This window comes from Nocardia aurea, assembly GCF_003123685.1.
GTDB classification, from domain to species: Bacteria; Actinomycetota; Actinomycetes; order Mycobacteriales; family Mycobacteriaceae; genus Nocardia; species Nocardia aurea.
Window position 1 is genome coordinate 368,547 of record NZ_QCYJ01000130.1, and the last position, 12,590, is coordinate 381,136.

14 protein-coding genes are annotated in these 12,590 nt (G+C 67.5%); 7 read left to right on the forward strand and 7 right to left on the reverse strand.

What is annotated here, in order from left to right; all coding sequences use genetic code 11:
- Positions 1-44: 44 nt before the first annotated feature.
- From DAT37_RS33575 to DAT37_RS33585, 3 genes are all read right to left on the reverse strand, one after another.
- Positions 45-563, reverse strand: coding sequence for a type III secretion system chaperone family protein (locus DAT37_RS33575; RefSeq protein WP_109528891.1), 519 nt, complete (start codon positions 561-563; stop codon positions 45-47).
- Complete coding sequence (mshA, locus tag DAT37_RS33580) at positions 560-1,993, reverse strand: D-inositol-3-phosphate glycosyltransferase (RefSeq protein ID WP_109528892.1); 1,434 nt, start codon at positions 1,991-1,993, stop codon at positions 560-562. Before mshA ends, DAT37_RS33575 begins: the two co-directional genes overlap by 4 nt.
- Before the next feature lie 129 nt (positions 1,994-2,122).
- On the reverse strand, positions 2,123-2,941 hold the full coding sequence (locus tag DAT37_RS33585) for an alpha/beta fold hydrolase (RefSeq protein WP_109528893.1): 819 nt from the start codon (positions 2,939-2,941) through the stop codon (positions 2,123-2,125).
- Positions 2,942-3,013: 72 nt separating this feature from the next.
- Between DAT37_RS33585 and DAT37_RS33590 the strand changes: the two genes are divergently transcribed.
- A complete protein-coding gene (locus DAT37_RS33590) occupies positions 3,014-3,748 on the forward strand; it encodes an SDR family oxidoreductase (RefSeq protein WP_109528894.1) in 735 nt (244 codons plus the stop codon).
- Positions 3,749-4,047: 299 nt separating this feature from the next.
- The gene (gene mscL, locus DAT37_RS46300) at positions 4,048-4,611 is read left to right on the forward strand and encodes a large conductance mechanosensitive channel protein MscL (protein ID WP_109528895.1); all 564 of its coding nucleotides are present in this window, start codon (positions 4,048-4,050) and stop codon (positions 4,609-4,611) included.
- Between the two features lie 6 nt (positions 4,612-4,617).
- Here the strand turns inward: mscL and DAT37_RS33600 are convergent, their stop codons facing one another.
- Together DAT37_RS33600 and DAT37_RS33605 are read right to left on the reverse strand one after the other, a co-directional pair.
- Positions 4,618-5,859 carry a L,D-transpeptidase gene (locus DAT37_RS33600; RefSeq protein WP_232840158.1) on the reverse strand — a complete coding sequence of 414 codons (1,242 nt, stop codon included), beginning with the start codon at positions 5,857-5,859 and terminating at the stop codon, positions 4,618-4,620.
- A gap of 86 nt (positions 5,860-5,945) precedes the next feature.
- A complete protein-coding gene (locus DAT37_RS33605; protein ID WP_232840186.1) occupies positions 5,946-6,986 on the reverse strand; it encodes a UDP-N-acetylmuramate dehydrogenase in 1,041 nt (346 codons plus the stop codon).
- Positions 6,987-7,077: 91 nt separating this feature from the next.
- Between DAT37_RS33605 and DAT37_RS33610 the strand changes: the two genes are divergently transcribed.
- The 3 genes from DAT37_RS33610 to DAT37_RS33620 all read left to right on the forward strand — a co-directional run bounded on the left by DAT37_RS33610 (position 7,078) and on the right by DAT37_RS33620 (position 8,952).
- Entirely contained in the window at positions 7,078-7,569 is a 492-nt protein-coding gene (locus tag DAT37_RS33610; protein ID WP_109528897.1) for a DUF2505 domain-containing protein, read from the forward strand.
- Between the two features lie 82 nt (positions 7,570-7,651).
- A complete protein-coding gene (locus tag DAT37_RS33615; protein WP_109528898.1) occupies positions 7,652-8,170 on the forward strand; it encodes a DUF2505 domain-containing protein in 519 nt (172 codons plus the stop codon).
- Positions 8,140-8,952, forward strand: a complete 813-nt coding sequence (locus tag DAT37_RS33620; protein ID WP_232840159.1) for a class I SAM-dependent methyltransferase — start codon at positions 8,140-8,142, stop codon at positions 8,950-8,952. Before DAT37_RS33615 ends, DAT37_RS33620 begins: the two co-directional genes overlap by 31 nt.
- A 37-nt stretch (positions 8,953-8,989) precedes the next feature.
- Here DAT37_RS33620 and DAT37_RS33625 read toward each other — a convergent pair whose 3' ends face one another.
- Positions 8,990-9,598: a hypothetical protein gene (locus tag DAT37_RS33625; protein ID WP_109528899.1), complete on the reverse strand. Its 609-nt coding sequence runs from the start codon at positions 9,596-9,598 to the stop codon at positions 8,990-8,992.
- A 99-nt stretch (positions 9,599-9,697) separates the two neighbouring features.
- On the opposite strand from DAT37_RS33625, the gene DAT37_RS33630 reads away from it, so the two are divergent.
- Both DAT37_RS33630 and DAT37_RS33635 read left to right on the forward strand, forming a co-directional pair.
- The gene (locus DAT37_RS33630; RefSeq protein WP_198654561.1) at positions 9,698-10,420 is read left to right on the forward strand and encodes an LmeA family phospholipid-binding protein; all 723 of its coding nucleotides are present in this window, start codon (positions 9,698-9,700) and stop codon (positions 10,418-10,420) included.
- 48 nt (positions 10,421-10,468) lie between these two features.
- Complete coding sequence (locus DAT37_RS33635) at positions 10,469-11,158, forward strand: helix-turn-helix domain-containing protein (RefSeq protein ID WP_198654562.1); 690 nt, start codon at positions 10,469-10,471, stop codon at positions 11,156-11,158.
- 73 nt (positions 11,159-11,231) lie between these two features.
- Here DAT37_RS33635 and DAT37_RS33640 read toward each other — a convergent pair whose 3' ends face one another.
- Positions 11,232-12,587, reverse strand: a complete 1,356-nt coding sequence (locus DAT37_RS33640) for an ammonium transporter (protein ID WP_109528900.1) — start codon at positions 12,585-12,587, stop codon at positions 11,232-11,234.
- Between the last annotated feature and the right edge of the window lie 3 nt (positions 12,588-12,590).

A 12,590-nucleotide genomic window follows, 5' to 3' on the forward strand; every position in this document is an offset into this window, starting at 1 on the left:
TCCCGCCACGGCCCGCGATTCGGACGCGCGGGTATCGGCCAGGTTCAGGACTGCTGATCCGACGCGTCGACGAGATGTTCGAAGGCGCGCAGATTCTTCAGCGACTCACCGCGCGAGACCCGCCACTTCCACTCCTTGCGAATGGATTCCGCGAAACCCAGTTCGAGCAGGGTGTTGAAATCGGCGTCGACCGCCTCCAGCACCTGACCGAAGATCCGGTCGAGTTCGTCGGCGGTGACGGCGTGCGTCGCCACCCGGCCGATCAGATAGATGTCGCCGACCCGATCCAGGGTGTAGGCCACGCCGTAGAGACGGCGGTTGCGGCGCAACAGGAATTTGTAGACACCCTCGAAATTCTCGTCCGGCTTACGGCAGACGAAGGATTCGATCCGCACGCCGTGTTTGCCGACGGTCAGCATCAGCGTCGTCTTGAGTTTGCGCTCACCCGGCAGGATGACGACGAACACGTCCTCGCTGGGATGGGTGTACTCGATCTCGCGCTCGCGCAACGTCTCATCGATCAGCCGCGCGGTCTCGGCGACCGTGTGCTCTGGCTGTGTCATCGGGGCACTCCCATCCGGCGTCGTCGCAGCGCCCGAGGTCCGGGCTGGCCGACCGGGCCGCCGCGTTCACCGGATACCCACTCGCGCGGGTCCTCACGCAGCACACCGTACGGGCCGTCGAGCACAACGGCGTCGTCCGCGCCGAAAGCGAAACCCGCCGTGTCGGAACGGAAATCCGCCAGGGCGGCGCAGTAGCTGGTGAGCAGGCCGTCCGCGGTGTGCGCCCACGAGAAATTGGCCGCGTGCTTCACGGCGTCGACACTCATCCGCGCCAGGCGCGGCCGATCGTCGAGCAGTGCGCCGAGTGCGCCCGCCCAGTCGTCGATGCGGTGTCCGGGGACGAGCAAACCGGTTTCGCCGTGTCGCACCGCGGTGCCGAGTCCGCCGACATCGGCGGCCAGGACCGGGGTGCCGCTGGCCTGCGCTTCGATGGCGACCAGACCGAACGACTCGTTGTAACTGGGCACCGCGACCAGGTCCGCCGCGCGATACACCTGGACCAGCCGGTCCGGCGGCTGCGGAGGCAGGAAGGTGACCGAATCGCCGATACCGAGTTCGGCGGCCAATTCGATCAGCGCGTCCGGCCGCTGCAACCCGGTGCCGGACGGGCCGCCGACGATCAGCACCCGCAATCTGCCCGCGCCGCTCGCGTCGCGATCACGCAGTAGTTCCGCGGCGGCGCGCACCAGGACATCGGGGGCCTTGAGCGGCTGGATACGACCGACGAACGCGACGATCCGCTCATCGGGAGCCAGACCGAGTTCGGCGCGCGCCGCGGCCTTGTCACCGGGACGGTAGCGGGCGAGATCGGCGCCGGGCGGCACCACGTCGATGCGGTCGGCAGGCGCGCCGTAGAGCTCCACGAGCTGACGCGCTTCCTCCGCGGTGTTGGCGACCATCCGATCGGCCTCCGCGATGACCTGCTTCTCGCCGATCTCCCGCGTCATCGGCTCCGGGCTGTCGCCGTCGGCCAGCGCGGCGTTCTTCACCGCGGCCAAGGTGTGGGCGGTATGGACCAGCGGCACCCGCCAGCGATCCCTTGCCAGCCAGCCGACCTGGCCGGACAGCCAGTAGTGCGAATGCACGAGGTCGTAGTGGCCCGGCTGATGCCGCGCCTCCTGGCGGAGAACTTCGGCGGTGAACGGGCACAGCTGGGTCGGAAGATCCTGTTTGTCCAGCCCCTCGAACGGACCGGCCACCACATTGCGGACGAGCACCCCCGGCGCCGCCTCCTCGACGGGCGGCAGATCGGAGGAGGTCGCGCGGGTGAAGATCTCGACCTCGATGCCGCGCCGGGCCAACTGAACGGCGGTTTGCAGCACATACACGTTCATGCCGCCCGCATCGCCGGTGCCGGGTTGGGCAAGCGGTGAGGTGTGCACCGATAGCACGGCTATCCGATCGGGCCGTAGATCCGGGCGTTGACTCACATATCCATAGTGCACGGTGCATCCCCGGCGCCCGCAACCCTGACCGGCCGAGTGACAGCCATCACAAGGTATCGGTGACGACGCTCACGCCCGTGGGGCACTCAGGTCGAAAACATGTTCGACCAGGTATTACAGTCCCGCGACGAACGCGGAGACCTCGGTGACGAAACGGTCGCGGTCCTCGAGGAACAAGCCGTGCTTGGCGCCCTCCCAGAAGGAAGCGCGGGCATTCGGCGCCGTCTGCGCGATATAGCGACCGTTGTCGACCGGAACGACCGGATCGGCGGTCCCGTGCAGGACGAGCACCGGGATATCGAGCGCGCGCAACATCTCGGTGTTGTCGACCGAACGGTAGAACAGCGCCTTGCGCACCGCGGGCGGCGTCGCCAGACTCGCGCCGAACAACCGCTGCGCGTCGACTCCGCTGCCGCCGGAACCGGTATTGGCGTCGCCGAACCCGCCGAAGGCACGAACCGCGCGGCCCGCGCTCTCCTCGAAGACCCCCGGCATGGCGGTCAACAGCGTCGGGCCGGTCTCCGCACCGGGAACATCACGGCCGATATTGGCCATCGACCCGGAATAGACGACGCCCGCGACCGCGCCGGCACCGTGGGCGGCGAGATAGTCCGAGATCACGATGCCCCCGTAGGACCAGCCGAGCAGCACCGCGCCGGATTCGACCCCCTCGGCCGCGAGCACCGCGGCGATATCGGCGGCCCAGTTCGTCGGGTCGTCGTAGCCGGACGCGGGTGCGCCGGAGTAGCCGTGCCCACGCAGGTCGACCGCGATCACCCGGTGGCGCTCGGCCAGATCATCGGCCGCTCCGCCCCAACACCGCAGGTCAGCGGCCCAGCCGTGCACCAGAACCAACGGCCTGCCCGCGGCCGGACCCGCCGATCGATAGACGATCGCGGTGCCGTCCGCGCTGATCGCTTCCCCAATTGCCATGGCACCGAGGTTAACGGTGATCCGGGCAACAGCCCCCACCCCCGCAAACCGCCCGCACCTAGGATCGCATCCATGACCAGTCGTATCGCCGTCGTCACGGGAGCCAGTTCGGGCATCGGAGCAGCCACCGCACGCACACTCGCCGCACAGGGCTGTCACGTCTACGTCGGCGCGCGCAGGCTCGACCGCCTGAAGGATCTGGCCGACGAGATCGGCGGCACCGCACTGGAACTCGACGTCACCTCCGACGAATCTGTCACGCGTTTCGCCGACGCGATCGAAGCAGCGGACGTGCTGGTCAACAACGCGGGCGGCGCGAAAGGCATGTCGACCGTCGCCGACGCCGACCTGGACGACTGGCGCTGGATGTGGGAGACCAACGTCCTGGGCACCCTGCGCGTCACCAAGGCGCTGCTCCCCAAACTGATCGCCTCCGGCGACGGCCTCATCGTCACCATCACCTCGGTCGCGGCCTTCCACGCCTACGACAACGGCTCCGGCTACACCTCGGCCAAACACGCCCAAGCCGTACTGCACCGCACCCTGCGCGGCGAACTGCTCGGACAGCCCGTCCGGCTCACCGAAATCGCCCCGGGCGCGGTCGAAACCGAATTCTCCCTGGTCCGCTTCGACGGCGACGCCGAACGCGCCGCGAAGGTCTACGACGGAATCGACCCACTGGTCGCCGCCGATATCGCCGAAATTGTAGGCTTCGTCGCCTCGCGCCCACCCCACGTCAACCTCGACCAGATCATCGTCAAACCCCGTGACCAAGCAGACCCCGGCCGCTTCGCCCGAAGGGCGTAAATCCCGAGAAACCGGTAATTTCAACCAACGGGCCACCCCCAAACACACCCACCACAAGCGCGAGTCACACAAGCAACCGTTCACAACCGTCTCGCCCCCCACAAGCGCGAGTCACACAAGCAACCGTTCACAACCGTCTCGCCCCCCACGGAGCGAGTCTTACGAGCGACCGTTCGCGGCCGTCTCGCGTCCGAGCGGTCGAGACAATGCGCCGAAGGCGCGAGTATCGACCGCTCGGACGCGAGACAAAAAGGGCCGCGAACCCGCGGCCCCCGGGCCGCCGATATCACAGGAGAGGCATGTTCAAGGGGTTCAAAGATTTTCTGATGCGGGGCAATGTCATCGACCTCGCTGTCGCCGTGGTCATCGGCACCGCGTTCACCGCGGTGGTCACTTCGGTGACCAAAGGCATCATCAACCCCTTGCTCGCGGTCTTCGGCACCAGTAGTGAGTTGGGTCTGGGTTTCCGACTCGTGTCGAGTAAACCGGCGACGTTCGTCGAGGTCGGGCCGCTGGTGACCGCGCTGATCAACTTCGTATTGATCGCGGCGGTCCTGTATTTCGTGCTGATCTTGCCGATGAAGACGTTGACCAATCGCTTCGGACAGCCGAAGACGAAGGAGCCGTCGGAGGTCGAACTGCTGATCGAGATCCGGAATCTGCTGCGCGAGCAGAATGCCGCCGATCCTCACAATCCCGACGATGGCACCACCCCGTCTCCGCTGGACGCGGATCCCGACACCGCCGAAGGTGACTCCCGCGAGGGGGTTTCGCGCAACAGCGCGTCCGATGGTCGTGCGCCCGCGAGTCGGGACGCGGCGGCCAGGGATTCGCGCACCGTCAATTCGCCCGCTCGCGGCTGAGCGATCTCAGCGACCGCCGGGGGCCTTCGGGGCCACGGGGGTCGCCGAGACGACGGGCGTGGAGGAACCGTCGACGGCCGACATCGACTGCCACGTAGCCCAGTCGATACTCCAGTCGTAGAGATCACCGTCGGCGGCCGACAGCGCGATCGAGGTGCCCGTCACTTCGACCGGATCGCCGTAGAGCGCGGTCGGGAAGTAGGCCTGTGCGTCCGAGGGCGAGAGGTTGATACAGCCGTTCGTGACGTTGGCCGATCCCTGTGCCGACAGCGATTCCGGATTGGCGTGGATGAATTCGCCGTTGTTGGAGATGCGTACGGCCCAGCGTTCCCGCACGTTCTCGTAGAACGGCGGATTCGACATCATGAAGTCCTCGTATTTCTCGGTGACGACATGCACACCGGACCGCGTCACATTGCGCGGCTCGTTGCCCTCGCCGTAGCTGACGGCGAAGTCGAATATCGTCTGGCCGTCGCGGACCACCTGCATCCGATGGCTCGGCGCGTCGGCTTTCACGATCTGGCTGCGGCCGATGCGGAAATCCGAGGTGAGATCGGAATCCCCGTAGACGCCCTTACCGAAATCCAGGCCGTAGAGCTTGGCCGAGACGTGGACCGAAGTGCCGGGCACCCAGTACCGCTCGGGCCGCCAGTGCAGTCGCGATCCGCCGTTGTCGTCGGGGAACCAGGCCCATCCGCCCGCGGTCGGCGGCTCGGTGGTGACGGTCAGCGCCTTCTCGACCGCGTCCTTGTTCGATACCGATCCCTTGAATTGCACGATGATCGGCGCGGCGATGCCGACTTCCTGGCCGTCGCCGATATTCAGCGTCGCGGGCGCGGTCGACTTCGGGGTGAGTGTGGTGAAGGTGCCGTCGATCGGGACCGGTTTGCCGTCGGTGCCGACGGCGGTGCCGGACCAGGTGTAGGAGGCGTCGTAGCCGAGCGGTTCGGTGATCCGGTAGGTGCGCCGGTCCTGGCTCAGTTCACCCGCGACCTGTTTGCCGTTGGCATTGGTCAGGGCGATCTGGTCGACGGTGCCGTCGTCGACGGTGACCGCAACCGGGGCGACCGGGCCGACGTCCTCCGCGCCGTCCTCCGGCGTCACGGTCACCTCGGCGACGGGCTTCGATTCCGCTGTCTTCTCGTCGCTTCCGCCGCTGATGGTGCACCCTGCCACCAGGGCGACCGCGACGAGCGCGATGGCCGAGACGACGGCGGCCGGTCTCCGAATCACTGGGCGACTGCTCACTTCTTCGAATCTACGCGGCGCGGAAACGGTCTCGCGATCAGAGAGGACCGTGTCGTCCTATTCGTCCGGATCAGCGAGGAATTCGGCTAGAGGGTGACGCCGACGGTCACCGGTTCCGGTTCCAACACGATGCCGAAACGCTCGGCCACACCGTCGCGCACGGTACGTGCCAGCGCCACCAGGTCGGCGGCGGTCGCCGAACCCCGGTTCGTCAGTGCCAACGTGTGTTTCGTCGACAACCCGGCCGCGGCGTCCGGACCGGGGAAACCTTTCGCGAAACCCGCGCGCTCGATCAGCCAGCCCGCGGAGAATTTGACCCCGTCCGGCGCGGGATAGGTGGGCACCGTGACATCACCCACATGCGCGGTGATCGCGGCCAGGATCTCGTCCACCCGGTCCGCCGCGACGACCGGATTGGTGAAGAACGAGCCCGCGCTCCAGGTGTCGTGGTCGGCCGGGTCGAGCACCATGCCCTTGCCCGCGCGCAACCGCAGGACCGCGGCGCGCACCTCATCGACCGGTCGCGTCTCCCCCTCGGCGGCGCCGAAGACCTTCGCGAGTTCGCCGAAGCGCAACGGGGCGCTGCGCCCCGACGGATCGAGCGCGAATTCGACCGCGAGCACCACCGCGTCGTCGCGATGTTTGAGCACGCTGGTCCGGTAGCCGAAGCCGAGTTCGGCCGGGCCGACCCAGCGGATGTCGCCGCTGGCGCGATCGAGCAGTCGCACCCGGCGCAGCAGGCTCGCCACCTCCACGCCGTACGCACCGACGTTCTGCACCGGCGTCGCGCCCGCCGACCCCGGAATGCCGGACAGGCATTCCAGACCGCCCAGCCCGGCCGCGACCGTGGCCGCGACCACCGCGTCCCACGAGGCGCCCGCCTCGGCCACCACGGCGTCCGCGGCGATGTCGACGCCGTCGTTGGCCACGCGGACCACCACGCCGTCGAACCCGTCGTCGCCGATCAACAGGTTGGAGCCGCCCGCGAGGAGCAGTACCGGAACACCCGCGACGTCGAGGGCCCGCACGGTCGCCACCAGAGCCTCGGTCGACGCGCATTCGGCGACCGTCGCCGGACCGCCGACCCGCAAGGTGGTCAGCTCGGCCAACGGCACCGAGGCACGCACCCGCGCACCGGTATCGACCAGCAGTTCGCGCAGGATGTCCGACGACACCACCCGGGAAGTTCGCACGCTGAAGACGGTAGCGTGTCCGAACATGGCTACACCCTTGGCGTACACGGCCCGCTACCCCTATCCGGTCACTGCGGTGCGCGCGGCTATCGCCGACGAGCAGTACTGGAAGGACCGCATCGCCGAGGTCGGCGGGCCGAACGCACGTCTGGACGCATTCACCGTCGACGGCGATACGCTCCGTATCGAGATGGTGCAGGCCATCGCCGCCGAGCTGCTTCCCACCGCGATCACCTCGGTCCGCCCCGGCGACCTGATCATCCCCCGCACCGAGATCTGGACCGGCAACTCTGCCTCCTTCGAGGCCAGCGTCGACGGCGCTCCCGCCGAAGTTCGCGGCACCGTCGAGCTGACCGGCGACGACACCTCCGCCACCGCCACCGTGCAGGGCAGCATCGAGGTCAAGATCCCCCTGTTCGGCGGAAAGATCGAAGCCGCCATCCAGGAACGCCTGACCGACTTGCTCCGGTCCGAAGAAGAATTCTCCAACACCTGGCTCGCCACCAAGACCAGCTGACCCCCGGTCCGACGAGCGCCCCGGTTCGCGACATAGGGGCCGCGAACCACGCCGCGCCGCAGGCGCGGCAAAATGTCACCTCATGCGCCGATTGGACTATTCAGCCCGTTATCCGCTCCACACCACCAAGGAGCTGTACGAGGCGTTGTCGACTCGGGAGTATTGGGAGGCCCGTGTCGCCGAGATGCGCAAGTACACCCCGGGTAACGAGGTGGTCAGTGTCGATGTCGACGAATCGGGCATCGAGGTGCTGCTGCATCACACCCTGCCCAGGGACATGCTGCCCGAGATCGCGCAGACGGTGATGCGCAAGGACATGATCATCACCCGCAAGGAGAGCTGGGGTCCGTTCGCGGAGGAGGAGACCGTCGGCAAGTTCTCCGCGTCGATTCCGGCCGGTCCGGGCAGTCTCGGCGGCACGATCCGGCTGTTTCCCACCGAGACCGGCACGACCATGCGCTTCTCGTCCGAGGCCAAGGTGTACATCCCGATGGTCGGCCCGCGTCTGGAGCAGTTGATGCTGGTGAATCTGGTCGATCTGTTCCGCGAGGAGGCGGCGGAGACGGTGAAGTGGCTGGAAGCCCGAAACCCGACCACCTGAGCAGACCCCTCGGCACGATCACGCGCGGGACCACCGGGGTCAATCGGCTGCGCCGCAGTGATCGGTGGCTGATGCACGACGATCTGGTGCGCACCCGGCTGCGTGAAGCTCCCGATCCGCTGGTCGTCGATCTCGGTTACGGGGCGAGTCCGTGGACCACCTTCGAGTTGGCGGCGCGGCTGCGTACCGTGCGCCCCGATGTGCGCGTGACGGGTTTGGAGATCGATCCGCAGCGCGTGGTTGCCGGCCGCGACGGCGTGACGTTCGCGCGCGGCGGTTTCGAGTTGGCCGGTCTGCGTCCGGTTCTCGTGCGGGCCTTCAATGTTCTGCGGCAGTATCCGGAGTCCGCGGTGGCCGAGGCGTGGGCGACGATCCGTTCCGGACTTGCCCCGGACGGTCTGCTGGTCGACGGCACCTGCGACGAGTTGGGCCGTCGGTGCGCCTGGGTGCTGCTGGACCGTACTGGCCCGTTGTCGCTGACGCTGGCGTGGGATCCGTTCACGGTCGAGCGCCCGTCGGATATCGCGGAACGTCTTCCCAAGGTGTTGATCCATCGCAATGTCGCGGGCGAGCCGATCCACGCGTTGTTGGCCGCGGCGGACCGGGCGTGGGCCAGGGCCGCGCCGCTCGCACCGTTCGGGCCGCGGGTTCGGTGGCGTGCCGCGGCGGAATATCTACGCGGGCAGGGTTATCCGCTCCGGGTCTATCGCAGGCGGATGCGTGATTGCGTGCTGTCGGTGCCGTGGACGAGTGTCGCACCGAACGCGTGGCCCGCGCCGTGATGGTCACCGCCGCGCGTACGGCGCGGCAGCGGGCGATCTAGACGCCGGTCAACGCGCGCCGTACCCGGGCGGCGGCTCGGGGCGATAATCGCGCACTGGCGGAACGGATTTCGTCGTGGTCGCAGCGGTGGATGGCCATCGCGTCGCCGACCACCTCGTCCAGCGCGGATTGGCCGATATCGGCTTCGGCGAGGTCGAGGACGGTTCTGACCGGTGTCGTCACCAGGAAGGGGCCCGCGGATTCCACCTCGATATCCGCGAGCGGCCTGCGCAGCACGACGAGCCGGGGTGTCACCGGCGGTCGCCCGCGTCCGACGGACAGGTGCAGGAAGCGCGGGCACAGTCTGCCGACGCCGTGCAATTCGGCGGCGCTCTGATGGGAGACGGCGGCGGCCCCGTCGAACCAGGCCGCCCACATGGCGTATTCGTCGAGTGGTCCGGCGGGCCACTCGGATAGTCGGAGCAGGCCGACACCCGCTCTGGTCACCGTGCCGTCGCCGAGTGCGTGGCGCACCCGCACCTCACATCCGGTGCGCAGCACCTGCCTGGTGGTGAAGAATCCGGCGTGCCTGCCCGCGAGACGCCGCAGCACGCGCCAACCTTGGTCAACGGATTCGGGTGCGCGGCCCGCCGCATCGCCAGCCATGGATATCAGGCTACGCCCGATCCATGTGGCTCATATCACAAACGATGCCCTCAACGAGCCCACATAGCGGGCACAGAAATGTCGGGAAGAATCGACCGCATGAGTAGGAAGCCTTCCGCATTCGCGAGCGTCAGCCGCCGCACCCTCGTGATCGCGATCACCGTGGTCGTGACCCTGCTCGCCACCCTGGTGGTCGGCGGCGAGGCGTACGCGCGACATCGGCTCGCCGGGTGCATCAGTGACCAGTTCGAACAGGAGATGGGTTCGACCATCGATGTCGGGTTCGGGTTCAAACCCCTGCTCATCAGCCTGGTCGACGGCAAGATCTCTTCGGTGACCGTCGACAGCGAAGGGGACAAATTCGGTCCCGCCGTCGGCATGGTCGTGCACGCGAAATTCGACGATCTCGAATTCGCGGACAACGGCGGCGGCACGGTCGGCGGTTCGTCGGCCGATGTCACCTGGAGTAACGACGGCATCAAACAGACCCTCGGTGATCTGGTGACCGGTGTGCGTTCCTCGTCGGCGAGCAACATGCTGACCCTGGACGTGCTCGGCGGCCTGGCACAATTGCAGGTGCAGCCGGTGGTCCGCAACGGCGCGGTCGAGATCGAGACCAAATCGGCCCGTCTGCTCGGTATCGGTATGCCCACCGATCTGGTCCAGGGCATCGTCGAACTCTTCTCCCAGAGTCTGCAGAGCTACCCCATGGGCCTGAAGCCGACCGAGATCAAGGTGACCGACAACGGGATCGACGTCGAACTCGCGGGCGGGCGCACCGAATTGCCCGCGAATCAGGGCAACAAAGAGATGAGCTGCTGACACACCGCGAATCGTCTACTGACAGGAAACGCCGGGTAGAATCGGGCAATGCCCGATTCTGCTCCCGTTTCTCCCGGAGTGACCGCCCCGCAGATCCATCGCGACACCGGCGATCCCGCTCCGGTGCAACGCGAGGTCATCGGAGAACCCCCGACCGCGGGTGATCTCGAGGCCGCGATCGCGCGCCAGGTGCGCACGCTGCGCCGCGCCAGCGGGCTCTCGGTCGGCGAAATGGCGACCAGGGTCGGTATTTCCAAGGCGATGCTGTCCAAGATCGAGAACGCGCAGACCTCGTGCAGCCTGTCCACCCTGGCCAGACTCGCCGCGGGACTCGACGTTCCGGTGACCTCGCTGTTCCGCGGCGCGGACAGCGCGCGCGAGGCCGTGTACGTGCCCGCGGGCAACGGCGCGATCATCGTGGGGCGCGGCACCAGGGTCGGACACCACTACGAATTGCTCGGTTCGCTACGCGGACAACATAAACGGCTCGAACCGGTGCTGGTCACGCTGACCAACGCCAGCGAGATCTTTCCCCGGTTCCAGCACGCGGGCACCGAATTGCTGTACATGCTCGAGGGCGTCATGGTCTACGGGCACGGGGACGCGGAATACACACTGCGACCGGGTGATTCGCTGCTGTTGGACGGCGAGGGCATCCACGGCCCGAACGAGCTGGTCCGGCTGCCCATCCGATTCCTCGCGGTCACCGCCTATCCGGACAATCACGAGGAGCACTGAGGCGGACACGGAGAAGCCGGTCGACCGGGGGTGGCGTCCCGGTCGACCGGCTCTTTCCATCGGTCCCGCAGCGTCAGTCGGCGACTCCGGCACGCGCCGCGTCTGCGGTGATGGTCTCTGCGGCCTCGACGGCCTCCGCGACGACGGCGGGCGGGCCCGCCACCGTGATGGTCTCCATGACGTAGGCGGTCTCACCGTGGGTCGCGGCGTCCAGGCCGGTCGACTCGTGATCCTCGGTGACCCGCAGGCCCATGGTCTTGTCGATGACCTTCGCGATCACCAGGGTCAGCACGAAGGTGTAGGTCAGCACTGCCAGCACCGCGACCGCCTGACGCCACAGCACGTCGACACCGCCGCCGTAGAACAGTCCCTCCACGGCGTTGGGAGCGGCGGGATCGGCGAGCAGGCCGATCATCAGGGTGCCGAGGATGCCGCCGACCAGGTGGATGCCGACCACGTCGAGCGAATCGTCGACGCCGAAGCGGTATTTCAGCGAGACCGCGAAGCAGCACACCGCACCGCACACGACACCGATGATCAGCGCGCCGATCGGCGAGACCGCGCCGCAGGCGGGGGTGATGCCGACCAGCGCCGCGATCAGGCCCGAACTCGCGCCGAGCGAGGTCGCGTGGCCCTCACGGAACTTCTCGACGACCAGCCAGCCGCAGATGCCGGCACACGCCGCGGCGACGGTGTTGAGGATGACGACCGAGGCGCTGTTGTTGGCCGCGAGCGCGGAACCGCCGTTGAATCCGAACCAGCCGAACAGCAGGATGCCCGAGCCGAGCACGGTGAGCGGAAGGTTGTGCGGGCGAGGCACATTCGGGAAGGTCGAGCGCTTGCCGAGGATCAGCACCAGGGCCAGCGCGGCGATACCGGCGTTGATGTGCACCGCCGTGCCACCCGCGAAGTCGATCGCCTTGAGGTTGTTGGCGATCCAGCCGCCCACGACCGATCCGTCGGCGGAGTCGAAGGCGAAGACCCAGTGCGCCACCGGGAAGTACACCAACGTGCCCCAGACACCGGCGAAGAGCATCCACGCGCCGAATTTCATCCGGTCCGCGACGGCGCCGGAGATGAGCGCCACGGTGATACACGCGAACAGCAGCTGGAATCCGGAGACGAGCGCGGGCGGCAGGGCCGGCTCGGCGGGCGCGGTCAGCAACTGGCTCGATCCGAAGAATTCGAGCGGATCGCCGAGCAGGCCGATCCCGCCCATCGAGTTGCCGAGTACGGCCGAGTATCCGAAGATGATCCACAGGACGCCGACCACGGCGAAGGCGCCGAAGGTCATCATCGCCATATTCAGGGTGTTCTTGATGCTGACCATGCCGCCGTAGAACATGGCGAGGCCCGGCACCATCAGGCTCACGGCGGCGAATGCCGCCAATATCCACGCGGTATTCGCCGCGGCGATCGCTTCTGTCATAGC